A 17,520-nucleotide genomic window follows, 5' to 3' on the forward strand; every position below is an offset into this window, starting at 1 on the left:
GTACTCAATTGCTTGCCTGTGTTGTGACCGAGATTACTCCAAAGCCTTGACATGTCAACACACACGGGCGTAAAACAACATAAAGCAACATCAACCGGGAAGGAGACGCAGGTGTACGCCGAAGAACGACAGCACGCGATTGCCGAACTGATCAGTACGCAAGGACGCGTCTCCGTCAACGATCTCTCTGCCACGTACGGCGTCACCACCGAAACCGTGCGGCGCGACCTCGCCACTCTCGACCGGATGGGAGTCGTGCGCCGCGTCCACGGTGGAGCAGTACCCGCATCCGCTCTGACCACACTCGAGCCCGGCGTATCCGAGCGCGAATTCACTCGCGCAGATCAGAAGGATGCAATCGCAGCCGCGGCGTTGTCCTTCCTGCCGCCGGTGGGCGGCAGCGCCGTGTTCGACGCCGGCACCACGACGGGCCGGCTGGCAGGCCTGCTTCCACACGATCGCGAGCTGATATTGGTGACCAACTCGGTACCGATCGCCGCTCGGGCTGCGACCATGCCGAACATCAATCTTCGATTGCTCGGCGGGCGTGTCCGCGGAACCACTCAGGCGGCCGTCGGCGACGAAGCACTGCGCGCTCTCGAATGGCTCCGGGTGGACGTCGCGTTCATCGGCACCAACGCCATCAGCGTCGGGCACGGGCTGTCCACCCCGGACAGCGACGAGGCAGCAGTCAAGCGCGCGATGGTCGATGCAGCGAATCATGTTGTTGTACTGGCCGATTCGTCGAAGATCGGCCGCGAGCACCTGGTGAGTTTCGCCCGAGTGGAGTCCATCGACGTCATCGTCACCGACAGCGACATCTCTACCCACGACCGTAAGAATCTCAGCGACAAAGGAATCGAGGTGGTGATCGCATGATGGTCACACTCACGGCCAACCCGAGCATGGACCGCACGGTCACACTCGACGCACCGCTCGTCCGCGGCGGCGTGCACCGGGCGTCGACGTCGTCCACCGACCCGGGCGGCAAGGGCGTCAACGTCGCTCGCGTTCTCGGCGGATCAGGAGTCGAGGCGTTGGCAGTGCTCCCGGCCAACGTCGGCGACCCGCTGCTCGACGCGATGGCCGCGAAAGGAGTGCGCTTCTCGGCAGTTCCGACGTCGGGGCTTGCCCGAACCAACATCACGGTCAGCGAGATCGGTGGTACCACCACCAAGATCAACGAGCCGGGCGCAACGGTGTCGGAGCAGACCCGCGCCGAGCTGCGGGAACGAGTGCTCTCTCTCGCAGTCGGTGCCGAATGGGTTGTTCTGTCGGGTTCCCTTCCTCCCGGCCTACCGGTGGATTGGTATGCCGAGCTCGTCACCGCGTTGCGCGCCACCTCGGCGAAGGTCGCCGTCGACACCTCCGACGAGCCGCTCCTCGCTCTCGCGGCAGCGTTCCCGGCATCGGCTCCGGACCTGATAAAACCCAATTCCGAGGAACTTGCCCAACTGACCGGGTACGATTCGGAGGAGCTGGAAAGCGCAGCGGCACAGGGTGATCCCACTGCCGCCATCGCGGCCAGCACCATCCTTCTCGGCCGAGGGGTCGGCGCGGTACTGGCCACGCTCGGCAGCGCCGGAGCCGTACTGGTCACCGAGGACGGTTCCTGGTACGCCAGCACGCCCCCGATCACCGCAGTCAGCACGGTCGGCGCAGGAGATTCCTCACTCGCCGGCTACATCCTCGCCGATGCCGAGAAATGCTCCGCCGCAGACAAACTACGCCGCGCCGTCGCCTACGGAACAGCAGCCACCGCACTACCAGGCACCACGCTTCCACTGCCCGAGCAGACCCACCCGACTTCGGTGACGGTTCGCGCGCTCGACCTCCCCACGTCCGTCACCCCGTCCACGCTCTCTCCTTCTTCGAACCGTCTCTAGGAGTCTCCAATGTCCAGCCCCACCGAAGATCAGCAGATCATCGCCGAGGATCTGATCCTTCTCGACGCCGATCTCGGCGAATCCAAGGATGCCGTCATCGAACGCCTCGCCGGTGTTCTGGCATCCGCAGGTCGCGCAACCGACACCGACGCTCTGCGTGACGCCGCACTGGCCCGCGAAGCGCAGTCGGCAACCGGCCTGCCCGGCGGCATCGCCATTCCGCACTGCCGCTCCGAGGCAGTCACTTCGGCCTCGCTCGGCTTCGCACGCCTGAACCCGAAGGTCGATTTCGGAGCCCCCGACGGCCCCGCAGACCTCGTCTTCCTGATCGCCGCTCCGGCCGGTGCCGGTTCGGCCCACATGAAGCTGCTCTCCAGCCTGGCCCGCGCATTGGTGAAGCCGGAGTTCGTCACCTCACTGCGCAACGCGTCCTCGGCGACCGAGATCGTCACGCTCGTCGACGGTGTCATCAACCCGGCCGCCAAGCCTGCCGCAGCCACTGCTGCCGCAGCTCCGGTCGACACCGCCAAGCACAGTGCGGCCGCCACCTCGGCCGAGGCGTCCTCGGCCCCGAAGCACATCGTCGCGGTCACCGCCTGCCCCACCGGAATCGCACACACCTACATGGCTGCCGACTCGCTCGTCGCCGCAGGCGAGCGCGCCGGAGTCACCGTTCACGTGGAGACCCAGGGCTCGAGCGGCAGCACGCCGCTGGATCCTTCGATCATCGCCGGAGCCGAAGCAGTCATCTTCGCCACCGATGTGGGCGTCAAGGGCCGCGAACGTTTCGCCGGCAAGCCCGTGATCTCCTCGGGCGTCAAGCGCGCCATCAACGAGCCCGACGTCATGCTCACCGAAGCACTTCGTGCCGCACTGAACCCGGACGCAGCTCGCGTCGGAGGTACCGCAGTGGCTGCCGGCTCCAACGAGTCTGCCGGCGAGCTCGGCTGGGGCACCCGCATTCGCCAGATCCTGCTGACCGGCGTCAGCTACATGATCCCGTTCGTCGCGGCCGGTGGTCTGCTGATCGCGCTCGGCTTCCTGCTCGGTGGCTACGAGATCTCCGGCGTGGCCGAAGATATCGTCGTCAACAACTCGATCACCGCACTTCCCGACGGCGGACTGACGACGTATCTCGGTGCCGTGCTCTTCCAGATCGGCGCACTCTCGTTCAGCTTCCTGGTCCCCGCGCTGGCCGGCTACATTTCCTACGCCATTGCCGACAGACCAGGTCTGGCACCAGGATTCACCGCAGGAGCGGTCGCCGTTCTGGTGGGTGCAGGCTTCATCGGCGGTCTCGTCGGTGGTCTGATCGCCGGCTTCGTCGCACTGTGGATCAGCAAGTGGAAGATCCCTGCCGTTCTGCGCGGCCTCATGCCGGTCGTCATCATTCCGCTGTTCGCCACCCTCATCGTCGGCGCGATCATGTTCCTGCTGCTCGGCAAGCCCCTCGCCGCGATCACCAGCGGACTGACCGACTGGCTCAACGGACTCAGCGGTTCCTCGGTCATCATCCTCGGCATCATCCTCGGCCTGATGATGTGCTTCGACCTCGGCGGACCGGTCAACAAGGCTGCCTACGCATTCGCGACGGCAGGCCTGTCGGTCACCGACACCGCATCACTGCGCATCATGGCAGCGGTCATGGCCGCAGGAATGGTGCCGCCGCTCGCCATGGCACTGGCCTCGACCGTTCGCTCGCGTCTGTTCACCGAGGCCGAGCGTGAGAACGGCAAGGCTGCCTGGTTCCTCGGAGCAGCATTCATCTCCGAGGGCGCAATTCCGTTCGCTGCGGCCGACCCGTTCCGCGTCATCCCCTCGATGATGGCCGGTGGCGCAGTCACCGGTGCCATGATCATGGCCTTCAACGTCACCCTCAGCGCGCCCCACGGCGGAATCTTCGTGTTCTTCGCCATCGGAAACATCCTGTGGTTCATCGTGTCTCTGGCCGTCGGAACCATCGTCTCGGCGTTCCTGGTCGTCGCGGCCAAGCAGTTCGTCAAGGGCAAGAACGCCCCGACCGAGGCCGAACTCGATCCGGCACTCGCCACCGTCTGACACTCGCTACGATCGCAACGACCCCACTACGAAGGAGCAGCACATGCCCAGCACCACAGTCGCCGTCGGATCTTCGATCGGTCTGCACGCTCGTCCCGCAGCACTGATCGCCGACGCCGTCGCCGAAGCCGGCGTGGACGTCACCCTCGCAGTGGCCGACTCGGAGCCGGTGGACGCAGGTTCGGCCCTGATGATCATGACGCTCGGAGCCACCAAGGGCACCGAAGTCACCGTCACCAGTGACGACCAGGCAGCACTGGACAAGGTGGTCGCACTCGTCGAAGCAGACCTGGATGCATAGGTCGTTCCGCAGGCTCCACTCCTGCGACGCCTAACGAGAACGCATCGATCGCCGGACGGTGAATCCCACCGCTCCGGCGATCAGCACCACACCGGCAGCGACGGCCGCTCGGAATTCCCATTCCGAGTCCGTCGCTGTCGGCGTCTCCGAGGGCTGATCTGCGCTCGGTGTCGGCGATACCGACTCCGGCGCTGCGCGTTCGGGGGCAGAAAGCTCCAGTGACTGCGCATCCGGAAGTCGAAGAATGGGTGGAAGAATTCCGTCGGTGGGACCGAACCCGGCCTCCGATGCCAGGAGTAGGCTTCCATCGTCCAGGAACGCCAGTGCCTCACCCTGCGGTTGATCGGGTAACGCCACCACCGCACGCGGCGCGTCCGGGGCGACCAACGCCGACGCGATGTCGCCGCCGGACGAACGAAACAGGTACACATCGGTGTACGTGCGCACCGCGCCGACGGTGCCGTCGACGCTCACCGCTCCCCCGGTCGCCAGGATCGATCCGACCACGAACGGCGGACCACCGACAGTCCCGGTAGCGGAGAACGCCATGTCGCCTACCTTGCGGAGGGCCGTCGGCCCCGGACTGCTCAGTTCGGTGACGGATTCGTCTCCGGTCGGTACGTACACTCCGCTGACGCCCGAGAGTTCCTTGGTGACGATCACCGGTCGACCGCCGGGTTCGATCAACACCGTCTCGGCGTCGTGCGCGCCGTCGGGGTAGGTGAGCCGGTGCAGTTCGCCCGCGCCCGTCGTCGGGTCCATTCGCGTCAATGCCACTGTGTCGCGCCGCATCTGGTTGTCGCCGATGTCGGCCAACCACAGCGAACCGTCGTAGGCGGTCAGGTCCTCGACGTCGTACGGGTCGACGGGTACGTCGATCCACCGATCCACTGCACAGTTCGCGTCGAGCACCGCGACCCGATCGTCGGCCCCACTGTCTCCGATCGCGTACAGGACACCGTCGATCGACGTCATCCCGGACAATTCCGCGAGACCGGGATCAGTTGGCAGACAGTATGTTTCCGCATCGATCGGTGCGGCGAACGCCGTTCCGGAGAACGCGGTGGCGGTGGCGACCACAGACGCGGCAACGCCACGCACCACCAGCCGTGGCCCCATCGACGTCAGGCGCTGGGGACGATAGCCGTGAACTCGACGAGCGCAGCTGCCAGCGACTGCGGCACCCGAGCTTCGACGCGGGTGCCGTCCTCCTCGTGCGTGGACTGCACGATTCGACCATCGGTGTGGATCCGCGCGACCAGATCGCCGCGGGTGTACGGCACGAGGACGTCCACCAGCACGTCGGGCTCCGACAGGATCTCGCCTAGGTGATCGCGCAATGCGTCGATGCCCTCACCGGTCTTCGCCGAAACGAACCGTGCGCCGTCGAGCAGCCCGCGCAACTGCGTGAGCTGCACCGGGTCGGCAGCGTCGATCTTGTTGACCACCAACAATTCCGGCGGCATCTTCGCATCCTGCTCGCGCACCACGTCGGTGATCACTTCACGGACGGCCTTGATCTGATCGAGCGGGAGCGGATCGGAGCCGTCGACGACGTGCAGCAGCAGATCGGCGTCGGTGACCTCCTCGAGCGTCGAGCGGAAGGCCTCGACCAATTGAGTCGGGAGATGCCGAACGAAGCCGACGGTGTCGGTCAGCACGATCGCGCGGCCGTCCTCGAGAGTCGACTTACGCGTCGTGGGATCGAGGGTGGCGAACAGCGCATTCTGAACCAGCACACCGGAACCGGTCAACGCGTTCAGCAGACTCGACTTGCCCGCGTTGGTGTAACCGACGATCGCGATGGACGGCACCGTGCCGCTCAGTCGCTGTTCCCGTTTGGTGTCGCGGGCCTGCTTCATGCCCTTGATCTCGCGGCGCAGCTTGGCCATCCGCTCACGGATGCGTCGGCGGTCGGTCTCGATCTTCGTTTCACCCGGTCCACGCAGACCGACACCGCCATTGCTGCCCGCACGGCCACCGGCCTGACGCGACATCGACTCGCCCCAGCCGCGAAGCCTGGGCAACATGTACTCCATCTGCGCGAAAGCGACCTGCGCCTTGCCTTCTCGCGATGTCGCATGCTGAGCGAAGATGTCGAGGATCAGCGCGGTGCGGTCGATGACCTTGACCTTGACGACCTTCTCCAGCGCGTTGAGCTGGGCGGGGGTCAGTTCTCCGTCGCAGATCACCGTGTCGGCTCCGGTCGCGAGCACGATGTCGCGGACCTCTTTTGCCTTACCGGAACCGATGTACGTCGCAGCATCGGGCTTGTCGCGCCGTTGCATCAACGCTTCGAGTACCTCCGAGCCTGCCGTCTCGGCCAGCGCCGCAAGTTCGGTCATGCTGGACTCCGCCTGCGCAGCCGTACCGGTGGTCCACACTCCGACCAACACGACGCGCTCGAGGCGCAGCTGTCGGTACTCGACCTCGGTGACGTCGGTGAGCTCGGTGGACAGGCCGGCCACTCGTCGTAGCGCGGTGCGTTCTTCGAGCTGCATGTCACCCGAGGACGGGTCCTCGTCGTTGAGCGGAGATCGGGCCAACCGCCTCGACCACGCGTCGGACTCCTCGCGGGTCCATGCAGATGCGGTGTCGGGTGAACCGTCGGCATTCTCGACCGGTTCGCCCGCAGGTGATGTTTCATGTGAGTTCGTCATACATCCCCCATGATCCACGAAAATCCCAGCGTATGCACGCGGGTTTCGGCTCCACCCACGCACGAGGCCCGAGGAGACGTCAGTTCTGGGCCGCGAACCACCGGTCGTCGATCTCGCCGCGGGCGAGCAGGACCGAGGGCCCGCGGAGGGTGGCACCGACATGATCGATGTGCACGCTGACCCGACCACCGAGTACGCCGACGCTCACCTCACCGGTCTCGAGGCCCTCGTACGACAGCGCGGCCGCGGCTGCGGCCACCGTTCCGGTGCCACACGACCGCGTCTCGCCGACGCCACGCTCGAACACCCGCATCTCGACGCCGCCGTCGTCCAGCCTGGTCAGCAGCTCCACGTTCGCCCCGCGGGGAAAGAACTCGGGGTCGAGGGTCGGCGGTGCGGACAGGTCGAGCGCGCTCAGAGCCGCACGGGTCAACGTGCCGTCGACGCAGGCCAGATGCGGGTTGCCGACGTCTATCCCGACGCCCTCGTACGAGCCGCCAGCAATGGCCACCGAGCTCGAGCCCATCAGCGTGACATCACCCATCGCGACGGTGACATCGGCGTTGGTGTCGTCGAACGAGTGCACGGTCACCGCGCGCGCCCCGGCCCGTGAACCCACCACGAACTGATCGCGATGTTCGAGGTCGTGCACGCGCAGGTAGTGGGCGAACACGCGAACACCGTTGCCACACATCTCGGCTATCGTGCCGTCGCCGTTGCGATAGTCCATGAACCAGTCGTCGGGCTCGACACCCGACGGAAGTCGATCGAGTACGCCTGCATCTCGGAGTACACCGGCTCGGGCGACGCGCAGGATGCCGTCGGCACCGATGCCCTGGCGTCGATCGCACAACACCGCGACTGCCGATCTGGTGAGTTCGAGCTCGGCTGACGGATCCGGCAGTACGACGAAGTCGTTCTGCGTTCCGTGGCCTTTGGCGAATTCCATGGTCTCGAGTCTACGGGGGGTCGATGACACCCAGGGCGTCCGAGGTCAACGTGGACGACGCGCCGTCGAGCCAGCACACCCGGTCGTCTCGGCGGAACCAGGAACGCTGCCGTCGCACGTAACGCCTGGTGCCGATGAACGTGCGCTCGCGGGCGTGCTCGATGTCGTATTCCCCCGCCAATACGTCGAGAGCCTGCGCGTACCCGATCGCCCGCGACGCCGTGACCCCTTCGCGCAATCCGAGTCCGAGCAAGCCTTCCACCTCGTCGAGCAGTCCGGCCTCGAACATCCGCCGGGTGCGGGTGTCGATTCGCTTGTCCAGTTCGGCGGTGTCGCGATCGACTCCCAATATGATTGCGCCCCACCGTGGTTCACCGATCTTCGGGGCCGATGCCGCGAACGGTTTCCCGGTCAGCTCCACCACCTCCAGCGCGCGGACCATACGACGACCGTCGGTGGGCAGAATCGACGCGGCGGCCTCGGGATCGGCCGCCGTCAACGCGCGATGGATCTCGTCGACCCCGTCGCGTTCGAGCACGTCTTCCCATTTCGCGCGGACGACCGGATCCGTGGCCGGAAAGGCCCACTCGTCGAGCAGTGATTGCACGTACATCATAGATCCGCCGACGATGATCGGTCGCCGGCCCCTGGATCGGATGTCGTCGACGTCCGCGACGGCAGCACTCTGGTAGCGCGCAACGGTCGCGATATCGGTGACCTCGAGCACATCCAACTGGTGGTGCGGTATGCCGCGACGCTCTGCCACCGACAGCTTCGCGGTCCCGATGTCCATCCCTCGGTACTGCTGCATCGCGTCGATGTTGACGATCTCGCCGCCGAGCTTCTCTGCCAGATCGAGTGCCAGATCGGACTTGCCCGTGGCCGTCGGCCCGATCACCGCGATCGGAGTCGTGGCCGGATCGTACGAGTCGGGTTCGTCAGGCACGGGACCACGTTCCGACGTAGTACCCGACGCCGAAGGGAGCCCCACGGTAGAGCTCGGTAGCCGTGATGGTGTCCGAGCCGACCGTGGCCGCCAGTACCTGCCATGCTGCCCGTCCGCCGACGCCGACCGCCGCGCACAGTTCCGCATCGAGGTTCGCCAGCGCATCGACATCGGCCGCGGCGAGGGCATCGTCGATCCGCTGCTCAATCGCTTCGGCCCGCTCGTCGAACGAGCCCGGTGCCTTCGCAGTCAACGTGTTCGCGCCGTCTGCCAGCACCAGAATGCCCCAGCTCTCGGACGACGCCTCGAGTTCGCGCCGCAGATCCGCGCCGTGTGTCGCGCACCATCGGCCACTCGCGTCGGCGGGGACCGTCCGGACCTCGACCGTAGAGTCCGGATCGCTCGTTCCGCGCAACCAGCCGGCGATCAGGACGGACAACGGCAGTTCGGGGTCCGGCAGAGTCGACGACGGTCGATCGGACAGTCGCACCACGATGTCGACGCCGAAGCCGCGAAACGTACCGACTGTGGTCGCGTCGTACGTCCCTTCGCTGTGATCGACACCGATCGCCATCCACCGGTCGACCTTCGACGTCAGCTGCGTCACCGCGTCGGCCGCGGCGGCACGAAGATCGGCCGTCTCGGCAGCACTGGAGCCCATCAGTTCGGGGACGAGCAACGGTGGAGAGGGCACCAGGGCCGCGGCACGAAACACGAACACCACGGTAGTCGGTGGCGCGACTTGGCCGGACGAGTCCACCTCGAGTCGTCTGAGCTGTTTCAATGGTCCGATCGGTCGTCACCTAGTTCAATGGTGTCCAGATCGCGAGTGAAGGCAGCCGTGACGCGCGGCAGAGATGAGGAACAATGACCGACCCGAACGCCGGCACGCCCACCGAGGCCACATCCTCGGATGCACCTGCCCCGACCCCCGGTGCCGCCCAGCCCGGCACCTCGACCACCGGCGGATCCGAGCCAGGCCGTGCAACCGAGCAAGGCAGTGCACCGAAGCCAGGCAGTGGCCCCAAGCCAGGCGGGGGGCCGAAGCCCGGTGGTGGCCCCAGGCCAGGCGGCCCAGGTGCTGGTTCTCCTCGTCCCGGCGGTTCGGCCGGAGCCAAACCTCACCCGGCGTCCTCGCACGTCGCCACCGTGGTCCCCACGGTCGCCCCGGCAAGCGATCCCAGCAAGTTCGGCAGAGTCGACGACGACGGCACCGCGTGGGTGACCACCGCCGACGGCGAGCGGCAGATCGGGTCCTGGCAGGCCGGCGACGCAGCCGAGGGCCTCGCACATTTCGGTCGTCGCTACGACGACCTGGCCACGGAGGTCGGTCTGCTCGAGGCTCGATTGACCTCGGGCACCGGCGATGCCAAGAAGACCAAGGCCGCCGCCTCCTCGTTGCTGGAGAGTCTGCCGACCGCTGCGGTCATCGGCGATCTCGACCTGCTCGCCCGACGACTCGACGCCGTCGTCGAGCACTCCGACGCCGCAGCGGCCGTGGCCAAGCACGAGAAAGAACTCGAACGAGCCGAGCACACTGCTCGCAAGGAGGCTCTCGCAACCGAGGCCGAGCAGATCGGCAGCGAATCGACGCAGTGGAAGCAGGCCGGAGATCGGCTACGCGAGATTCTCGACGAATGGAAGACGATTCGCGGGGTGGACCGCAAGGTCGACGATGCCCTGTGGAAGCGCTACTCCAAGGCCCGGGAGAACTTCAACCGCCGCCGCGGCGCGCACTTCGCCGATCTCGATCGCGAACGAGGGGCCGCGAAAGTCCGCAAGGAAGAGTTGGTCGAGCGCGCCACGGCGTTGTCCTCGTCGACGGACTGGGGTCCCACTGCGGCCGCGTTCCGCGATCTTCTGGTGGAGTGGAAGGCGTCGGGGCGGGCTCCTCGCGACGCCGACGACGCCCTGTGGAAGAACTTCAAGGCCGCCCAGGACGTGTTCTTCGCGGCACGGAACGCGGCGGCTTCCGAGCGGGATGCCGAGTTCGAAGCCAACGCCGAGGCTAAGGAAGCTCTGTTGGCCAAGACTCACATCGATCCGAGCAAGGATCTCGATGCGGCTCGATCCGCACTGCGCGACCTGCAGGACAAGTGGGATGCCATCGGCAAGGTTCCGCGCGAGAAGATGCAGGAACTCGAAGGCAAACTGCGCGCGATCGAGAAGTCCGTGCACGACGCCGTGGAGTCGCAGTGGCGTCGTTCCGACCCCGAGGCGGTCGCCCGCGCTGCTCAGTTCCGCGAACGGGTGGCCCAGTTCGAGGATCAGGCGGCAAAGGCGACGGCAGCAGGAAAGACCAAGGACGCCGAGCGTGCACTGGCTCAGGCGCAGCAGTGGCGTGAGTGGGCCGACGCGGCCGAGAGTGCCGTAGACGAGCTGTGATTCGTCAACGGCACTCCTGACTGGGGACGGCCGATCGGACCTACGGGGCCGAGTGGCCGTCCCACAGTCGCAGCTTCTGTTCGCCCGACGCGGCCGCGATGCGTCGCTCTTCCTGAGCGGCGAGTTGCGAGTTCGTCTTGTTCCACACTGCTTTGAGCCAGTGGAATGTCAACGCCATCACGGCGATCCACGCGATGATCAGACCGATCCCCGGCCCGGCGCCCTGCAGGTTGTCCGGCACGGTCTGCCTCGACCAGATCGAGAGCATCCCGAACACCGACGACACCGCGCAGCCGGCGAGCGCCGCCCAGGCCAACGCCCACATGCGGGTGACGAGCGCCAGTACGGACATGACCACACCGAACGTCAGCACCAGCACGACGAAGATCCGCGACGGCAGTGCAATCGATTCGGCGACTGCCGCATCGCTACCCGAGAGCACATCGAATCCGCTGGCAGATCCGGTGTGCGGCAACGCGAATGTGACCAGTAGGACCAGCACCAGCCCGGCCACGACCATGGCCCGCGCGCCGGGGTCCAACTCGGTCATCACCGCTCTCTCGGTTCGTCCGAGTTCCTCTGCGGATCGAGAAGGTACGACGCGGTCGGGTCCGTCTGTCTCGGTCATACGTTGCATCCTGTCTGCACCGGAAGCGGCGCCGGTGCGCCGATCGAAGGAAGTCCGAGGCCGACACCGATCGGTGCCGTCTTGGGCATGACGCCGCGTTCGTGGGCGTCGCCTGCTGCCGTGCGTCGGTGCGTGAGCACTCCCGCATCGGCGATGAGGTGGTACGGAGCGGCCGCGGTGAGCGTGGTGGTGACGACGTCGCCCGGGCGAATCTCGCTCGCTCTGTCGGTGTCGACGGCGAAGTGCACGAGTCGACCGTCTCGTGCTCGACCGCTCATCCGATGCGTGGCGGCATTCTTGCGCCCTTCACCGGTGGCGACCAGCAGTTCGACCTCGGTTCCGATCAGCGCCTGGTTGGCGGCGAGAACGATCTCTTCCTGCAACGCGATCAACCGCAGATACCGCTCTTGCACAACCTCTTTGGGGATTTGGTCGGGCATGTCGGCAGCCGGTGTGCCCGGACGCTTGGAGTACTGGAAGGTGTAGGCGTTGGCGAACTTCGCGCGTCGCACCACGTCGAGGGTGTGCTCGAAATCCTCTTCGGTCTCACCCGGGAAGCCGACGATGATGTCGGTGGTGATGGCTGCGTGCGGCATGGCCGCGCGCACCTTGTCGATGATGCCCATGAACTTCGTCTGCCGATAGGACCTGCGCATCGCCTTGAGGATTCGATCCGATCCGGACTGCAGCGGCATGTGCAGAGTGGGGCAGATGTTCGGAGTGGCCGCCATCGCTTCGATGACGTCATCGGTGAATTCGGCCGGATGCGGAGACGTGAAGCGCACCCGCTCGAGCCCCTCGATCGAGCCGCAGGCGGTCAGCAGAGACGCGAACGCGCCGCGATCTCGAGGCATGTCCGGATCGGCGAACGAGGCACCGTAGGCATTGACGTTTTGACCGAGCAGCGTCACTTCGAGCACGCCCTGCTCCACCAAAGCCTGCACCTCGGCGAGGATGTCGCCCGGTCGGCGGTCGATCTCCTTGCCGCGCAGCGCCGGGACGATGCAGAAGGTGCAGGTGTTGTTGCAGCCCACGGAGATCGACACCCAGCCCGCGTACGTCGACTCCCGCTTCGCGGGCAGGGTGGACGGAAAAGCTTCCAGGGACTCGAGAATCTCGACCTGGGCTTGCTCGTTGTGCCGGGCGCGCTCGAGCAACACCGGCAGCGACCCGATGTTGTGGGTGCCGAACACGACGTCGACCCACGGAGCCTTTTCGACCACCGTGTTGCGATCCTTCTGAGCCAGGCAGCCACCGACAGCGATCTGCATGTTGGGGTTTCGCGTTTTCGCCGGCCGCAACATGCCGAGGTTGCCGTAGAGCTTGTTGTCGGCGTTCTCCCGCACCGCGCACGTGTTGAAGACGACGAGATCGGCATCGGTGCCGGCATCCGCCGGAACGTAGCCGGCCTCCTCCAACAGACCCGACAGCCGCTCGGAATCGTGAACGTTCATCTGGCAACCGTGCGTACGCACCTCGTAGCTGCGGGGAACTGCCGCCGACGGGTCGGTCACCGGCACGGGATCGGTACTCCCGCGATCGGCCACGTCCACGGTCGGAAAAACACTCGTCTGCACCCCTCCAGGGTACGTCCATCGCACCGACCGGCCCGCCGGGGTCGCAGGCTCCACCGCAGACTGTGCAGGGCCGATGCGGGCCGACAGTAAAGTTTCCATTACATAATCGAAGATGGCAGGCGAAAACGCCGGTCGGCGAGGAAACTACGCATAGGGTTTCGACTTATGACGCACGCCACCGACGCGCCGGCATCGACACCCCCGCCGGGCGCACCTTCGATGATCTCGCTCAAATCCGTCGACAAACATTTCGGTGATCTGCACGTCCTCAAGGACATCAACCTGGAAGTGCCGGCCGGTCAGGTCGTCATCGTCGTGGGTCCTTCCGGATCGGGTAAGTCGACTCTGTGCCGAACGATCAACCGGTTGGAGCCGATCGATTCCGGTGCCATCGAGGTCGACGGAGATCTACTCCCCGCCGAAGGGAAGGCTCTTGCGGCACTGCGTGCCGACGTGGGCATGGTGTTCCAGTCGTTCAACCTGTTCGCACACAAGACGATCCTGCAGAACGTCATGCTCGCGCCCATGAAGGTGCGCAAGCAGAAGAAGGACGAGGCCGAGAAGAGCGCGTTGGCTCTGCTCGAACGCGTGGGCATCGCCAACCAGGCCGACAAGTACCCCGCTCAGCTCTCCGGTGGTCAGCAGCAGCGTGTCGCCATCGCTCGATCGCTCGCCATGAACCCCAAGGTGATGCTGTTCGACGAGCCCACCTCGGCCCTCGACCCCGAAATGGTCAACGAGGTGCTCGACGTCATGACCTCGCTCGCCAAGGAGGGCATGACGATGCTCGTCGTCACCCACGAGATGGGCTTCGCCCGCAAGGCAGGCGACCGCGTCATCTTCATGGCCGACGGAGCCGTCGTCGAGGACACCGATCCCGAAACCTTCTTCAAGTGCCCCAAGTCCGAACGCGCCAAGGACTTCCTCGGCAAGATCCTCGGTCACTGACCCGCTTCACCGTTCACCCCGTATACCCGAACCGATCCTTAAGGACATTCACTGTGAGAATCACCCGACCGCTTCGCTTCGGTGTCGCCATCGCCGCTCTCTCCATCGTCGCCACCGCCTGCGGCGGCGGCGAAGAAGCCCGCACCATCTCGAGCAGCGCCGAATCCGGCAACCTCATCGTCGGCATCAAGTTCGACCAGCCCGGCCTCGGTCTGCGCAATCCGGACGGCACCTTCAGCGGATTCGACGTCGAGGTCGCCAAGTACGTCGCAGGCAAGCTCGGCGTCGACGAGGCGAACATCGAATTCAAGGAGTCTCCCTCGGCACAGCGCGAGACCCTGATCGAAAACGGCGAGGTCGACTACATCGTCGCCACCTACTCGATCACCGACACCCGCAAGGAGAAGGTCGGCTTCGCCGGGCCGTACTTCGTGGCGGGTCAGTCGTTGCTCGTCCGCGAAGACAACACCGACATCACCGGTGCCGATTCGCTCAACGACGGTAAGCGGCTCTGCTCGGTCACCGGATCCACCCCGGCCCAGAACATCGCCGACGAGTACCCGGGAGTTCAGCTGCAGCCGTTCGACACCTACTCCGCCTGCGTGGAAGCCCTGCGCAACGGCACGGTCGACGCCGTGACCACCGACGACATCATCCTCGCCGGCTATGCCGCACAGTCCCCCGGACAGTTCAAGGTGGTCGGCGAGCCGTTCACCACGGAGAACTACGGCATCGGCCTGAACAAGGACGACACCGACGGACGCAACAAGATCAACGACGCCATCGAAGAGATGGTCTCCAGCGGTGCCTGGGAGCAGGCGTTCAACGACACCGTGGGCGCATCGGGCTACCCGCTGCCGACCCCGCCCACCGTCGACCGCTACTGATCGACCCTGTCGTCGTGTTCCGCGTGCGTGTGCACGCGGAACACGACGGTTCGATCTCGCCGAGCCGTGAGGATCAACAAGCACCGTGAACCTATTGAGCAAGTACGGCGATCAACTGATCGACGCGTTCCTCTCGACCATCTACCTGACGTTGGCATCCCTCGTCGGCGCGCTGGTCATCGGAACGATCATTGCCGCGATGCGGGTGTCTCCCATCCCGATCGCACGCGGCATAGCCGCGACGTACGTCACCATCTTTCGTAACACCCCGTTGACCCTGATCATCCTGTTCACCTCGTTCGGCCTCTACCAGACCATGGGTGTCTCCCTCGCGTCGGAGTCGTCGTCGACATTCCTCGACGACAACAACTTCCGCTTGGCGATCCTCGGTCTGAGTGTCTACACCGCGTCGTTCGTGGCCGAATCTCTGCGATCGGGAATCAACACTGTCCCGGTCGGTCAGGCCGAAGCGGGCCGATCACTGGGCATGACCTTCACCCAGAACATCTCCATCGTCGTTCTCCCACAGGCATTCCGAGCCGTGGTCGGACCTCTCGGCAGTGTCGTGATAGCGCTGACGAAGAACACGACCATCGCCTCGGTCATCGGCGTCGCGGAGGCGTCGTTCCTGATGAAGAACATGATCGAGAACGAAGCCGCGATCTTCGTCGTCGGCGGCATCTTTGCCCTCGGCTTCATGATTCTGACGCTCCCGACCGGGCTGCTGTTCGGCTACATCAGCAAGCGATTGGCGGTGTCATGATGAGTGATGCAGTAGCAGTTCTGTACGACGTTCCGGGTCCGAAAGCGGTACTGCGCTACCGCATTCTGACGGTCGTCGTCGCGATCGTCTCGTTGGGCGTCGCGTTCCTGATCTACCGGGCACTCGACTCCAAAGGCCAGCTGACCGCCGAGAAGTGGGATCCGTTCCTCGAATCGACCACGTGGACCACGTATCTGATACCCGGTATTCAGGGCACTCTGGTGGCGGCAGCGCTGTCGATCGTGTTCGCGCTCGTCCTCGGTGCGGCCCTAGGTATCGGCAGGCTCTCCGATCACCGGGTGGTACGGGTGATCAGTGGCGCATTCGTCGAGGTGTTCCGCGCAGTTCCCGTACTCATCCTGATGATCTTCCTGTACGCGGTGTACGCCGACTACGAGGTCTTCAAGGTCAAGTATCTTGCCTTGGCTGCCGTGGTCACAGGCCTGACTCTGTACAACGGTTCGGTCATTGCCGAAATCGTGCGCGCCGGTGTCAATTCGCTGCCGAAGGGTCAACGCGAAGCCGCGTCGGCACTGGGCATGCGCAAGAGCCAGGTCATGTTGCTGGTTCTGCTCCCCCAGGCCGTGACCGCCATGCTTCCGGCGATCATTTCGCAGATGGTGGTGGCACTGAAGGACTCGGCGCTCGGTTACGTCATCGGGTACGTCGAGGTCGTCCGCTCCGGTCAACAGGTCGGTGCGTTCTACAGCAACTATCTGCCGTCGTTGGTGATCGTGGCTGTCATCATGATCATCATCAACTCGGCGCTGACGAAGCTGGCCACCGTGGTCGAACGTCGTCTGCGTTCTCGTAAGCGCAAGGCGGGGGCGACTGCCGTCGTTCCTGCTCTCGACGGCGGTCAGGCAGCCTGACGTCACGTCTGCCGCAACTGAGAAAACCCTCGACAAGTAAGGCCCGCAACACCGATGGTGTTGCGGGCCTTACTGTTTCTCGACGGCTCCTACTCGAGGTGGACGATCACATCGAGTCGGGGCCGTCGAAGTCTTCGGTGTCTGCACCTGCGCGGTCGAGTTCTTCTTTGACCACCGCAAATGCCATTCCTTGCGAGTATCCGCGGCGAGCGAGCATACCGACCAGCTTGCGGACTACCTTGTCTCGCTCCACACGGGCATCCGGACCACTCGGATCAGGCAGCCTCAGGGTGCGAAATCGCTTGCGTACCAATTCACCTGCACGGTGGCGCTCGTCATCGGCATCGATCAGATCCAATGCGCTTACAGCGAGCTCGCTGCTGACGCCCTTGTTTCGGAGCTCCATGCTCAGCGCGCGTTTGCCCTTGCCCGAATACTTGTGCCGCGATTGGACCCATTGCTGCGCGAAGGACTCGTCGTCGACAAGCTTTGCCTTTTCGAGCCGGTCGAGAACTGCGGCCGTGATCTCGGCAGTGAAGCCCTTCTTCGCAAGATTCGCTTCGAGTTCGTGCCTGCTACGCGCTCGGTCGGTCAGCAACCGAAGGCAGACATCTTTCGCCTGCGCCTCGGTGCCGCCACCCTCGTCTCGCTGCTGCACAG

The 17,520-nt window shown here is 65.2% G+C and carries 17 protein-coding genes; 9 read left to right on the forward strand and 8 right to left on the reverse strand.

From position 1 onward, the window contains the following. Positions 1-111: 111 nt before the first annotated feature. Genes BH93_RS14930 through BH93_RS14945 form a run of 4 tightly spaced genes read left to right on the forward strand, consistent with a single transcriptional unit; the run spans position 112 to position 4,245 of the window. On the forward strand, positions 112-879 hold the full coding sequence (locus tag BH93_RS14930; RefSeq protein WP_032377714.1) for a DeoR/GlpR family DNA-binding transcription regulator: 768 nt from the start codon (positions 112-114) through the stop codon (positions 877-879). Continuing rightward, entirely contained in the window at positions 876-1,886 is a 1,011-nt protein-coding gene (locus BH93_RS14935; protein ID WP_037173926.1) for a 1-phosphofructokinase family hexose kinase, read from the forward strand. The genes BH93_RS14930 and BH93_RS14935 overlap by 4 nt, the downstream gene beginning before the upstream one ends. A gap of 9 nt (positions 1,887-1,895) precedes the next feature. Then, positions 1,896-3,944 carry a PTS fructose transporter subunit IIABC gene (locus BH93_RS14940; RefSeq protein ID WP_037173927.1) on the forward strand — a complete coding sequence of 683 codons (2,049 nt, stop codon included), beginning with the start codon at positions 1,896-1,898 and terminating at the stop codon, positions 3,942-3,944. 43 nt (positions 3,945-3,987) lie between these two features. Continuing rightward, the gene (locus BH93_RS14945) at positions 3,988-4,245 is read left to right on the forward strand and encodes an HPr family phosphocarrier protein (RefSeq protein ID WP_032377711.1); all 258 of its coding nucleotides are present in this window, start codon (positions 3,988-3,990) and stop codon (positions 4,243-4,245) included. Positions 4,246-4,275: 30 nt separating this feature from the next. Here BH93_RS14945 and BH93_RS14950 read toward each other — a convergent pair whose 3' ends face one another. From BH93_RS14950 to BH93_RS14970, 5 genes are all read right to left on the reverse strand, one after another. Then, a complete protein-coding gene (locus tag BH93_RS14950; protein ID WP_037173929.1) occupies positions 4,276-5,364 on the reverse strand; it encodes a hypothetical protein in 1,089 nt (362 codons plus the stop codon). A 5-nt stretch (positions 5,365-5,369) separates the two neighbouring features. After that, entirely contained in the window at positions 5,370-6,905 is a 1,536-nt protein-coding gene (gene hflX / locus BH93_RS14955) for a GTPase HflX (protein ID WP_037173930.1), read from the reverse strand. A 79-nt stretch (positions 6,906-6,984) separates the two neighbouring features. Beyond that, entirely contained in the window at positions 6,985-7,854 is an 870-nt protein-coding gene (dapF, locus tag BH93_RS14960) for a diaminopimelate epimerase (protein WP_037173931.1), read from the reverse strand. Positions 7,855-7,864: 10 nt separating this feature from the next. Further along, the gene (miaA, locus tag BH93_RS14965; protein WP_037173933.1) at positions 7,865-8,800 is read right to left on the reverse strand and encodes a tRNA (adenosine(37)-N6)-dimethylallyltransferase MiaA; all 936 of its coding nucleotides are present in this window, start codon (positions 8,798-8,800) and stop codon (positions 7,865-7,867) included. Further along, entirely contained in the window at positions 8,793-9,515 is a 723-nt protein-coding gene (locus BH93_RS14970) for a hypothetical protein (RefSeq protein WP_037174364.1), read from the reverse strand. Before BH93_RS14970 ends, miaA begins: the two co-directional genes overlap by 8 nt. Before the next feature lie 152 nt (positions 9,516-9,667). On the opposite strand from BH93_RS14970, the gene BH93_RS14975 reads away from it, so the two are divergent. Next, on the forward strand, positions 9,668-11,185 hold the full coding sequence (locus BH93_RS14975) for a DUF349 domain-containing protein (RefSeq protein WP_037173934.1): 1,518 nt from the start codon (positions 9,668-9,670) through the stop codon (positions 11,183-11,185). 40 nt (positions 11,186-11,225) lie between these two features. On the opposite strand, the gene BH93_RS14980 is transcribed toward BH93_RS14975, so the two are convergent. Further along, a complete protein-coding gene (locus tag BH93_RS14980; RefSeq protein ID WP_037174366.1) occupies positions 11,226-11,813 on the reverse strand; it encodes an Rv2732c family membrane protein in 588 nt (195 codons plus the stop codon). After that, a complete protein-coding gene (miaB, locus tag BH93_RS14985; protein WP_037174368.1) occupies positions 11,810-13,267 on the reverse strand; it encodes a tRNA (N6-isopentenyl adenosine(37)-C2)-methylthiotransferase MiaB in 1,458 nt (485 codons plus the stop codon). The genes BH93_RS14980 and miaB overlap by 4 nt, the downstream gene beginning before the upstream one ends. Positions 13,268-13,609: 342 nt before the next feature. Here miaB and BH93_RS14990 point away from each other — a divergent pair, with 342 nt between their 5' ends. The 4 genes from BH93_RS14990 to BH93_RS15005 all read left to right on the forward strand — a co-directional run bounded on the left by BH93_RS14990 (position 13,610) and on the right by BH93_RS15005 (position 16,860). Then, positions 13,610-14,338, forward strand: a complete 729-nt coding sequence (locus BH93_RS14990) for an amino acid ABC transporter ATP-binding protein (RefSeq protein WP_197914673.1) — start codon at positions 13,610-13,612, stop codon at positions 14,336-14,338. 53 nt (positions 14,339-14,391) lie between these two features. Then, positions 14,392-15,225, forward strand: a complete 834-nt coding sequence (locus BH93_RS14995) for a glutamate ABC transporter substrate-binding protein (protein WP_037173936.1) — start codon at positions 14,392-14,394, stop codon at positions 15,223-15,225. A gap of 85 nt (positions 15,226-15,310) precedes the next feature. Further along, the gene (locus tag BH93_RS15000) at positions 15,311-15,988 is read left to right on the forward strand and encodes an amino acid ABC transporter permease (protein WP_032377154.1); all 678 of its coding nucleotides are present in this window, start codon (positions 15,311-15,313) and stop codon (positions 15,986-15,988) included. After that, complete coding sequence (locus BH93_RS15005; protein WP_032377153.1) at positions 15,988-16,860, forward strand: amino acid ABC transporter permease; 873 nt, start codon at positions 15,988-15,990, stop codon at positions 16,858-16,860. The genes BH93_RS15000 and BH93_RS15005 overlap by 1 nt, the downstream gene beginning before the upstream one ends. 106 nt (positions 16,861-16,966) lie before the next feature. Here the strand turns inward: BH93_RS15005 and BH93_RS15010 are convergent, their stop codons facing one another. Next, positions 16,967-17,518 (reverse strand): regulatory protein RecX, encoded by a 552-nt coding sequence (locus tag BH93_RS15010; RefSeq protein ID WP_165712723.1) that lies wholly within the window; start codon positions 17,516-17,518, stop codon positions 16,967-16,969. Positions 17,519-17,520 lie beyond the last annotated feature (2 nt).

It is taken from the genome of Rhodococcoides fascians A25f, from assembly GCF_000760935.2.
In the GTDB taxonomy this organism is placed as follows: Bacteria; Actinomycetota; Actinomycetes; order Mycobacteriales; family Mycobacteriaceae; genus Rhodococcoides.

Bases quoted from the DNA above. Each gene is read 5' to 3' on its own strand.
- BH93_RS14935 (WP_037173926.1), top strand. From the start codon at position 876: ATGATGGTCACACTCACGGCCAACCCGAGCATGGACCGCACGGTCACA.
- BH93_RS14940 (WP_037173927.1), top strand. From the start codon at position 1,896: ATGTCCAGCCCCACCGAAGATCAGCAGATCATCGCCGAGGATCTGATC.
- BH93_RS14945 (WP_032377711.1), top strand. From the start codon at position 3,988: ATGCCCAGCACCACAGTCGCCGTCGGATCTTCGATCGGTCTGCACGCT.
- BH93_RS14950 (WP_037173929.1), bottom strand. From the start codon at position 5,364: ATGGGGCCACGGCTGGTGGTGCGTGGCGTTGCCGCGTCTGTGGTCGCC.
- hflX (WP_037173930.1), bottom strand. From the start codon at position 6,905: ATGACGAACTCACATGAAACATCACCTGCGGGCGAACCGGTCGAGAAT.
- dapF (WP_037173931.1), bottom strand. From the start codon at position 7,854: ATGGAATTCGCCAAAGGCCACGGAACGCAGAACGACTTCGTCGTACTG.
- BH93_RS14975 (WP_037173934.1), top strand. From the start codon at position 9,668: ATGACCGACCCGAACGCCGGCACGCCCACCGAGGCCACATCCTCGGAT.
- BH93_RS14980 (WP_037174366.1), bottom strand. From the start codon at position 11,813: ATGACCGAGACAGACGGACCCGACCGCGTCGTACCTTCTCGATCCGCA.
- miaB (WP_037174368.1), bottom strand. From the start codon at position 13,267: ATGAACGTTCACGATTCCGAGCGGCTGTCGGGTCTGTTGGAGGAGGCC.
- BH93_RS14990 (WP_197914673.1), top strand. From the start codon at position 13,610: ATGATCTCGCTCAAATCCGTCGACAAACATTTCGGTGATCTGCACGTC.
- BH93_RS15005 (WP_032377153.1), top strand. From the start codon at position 15,988: ATGAGTGATGCAGTAGCAGTTCTGTACGACGTTCCGGGTCCGAAAGCG.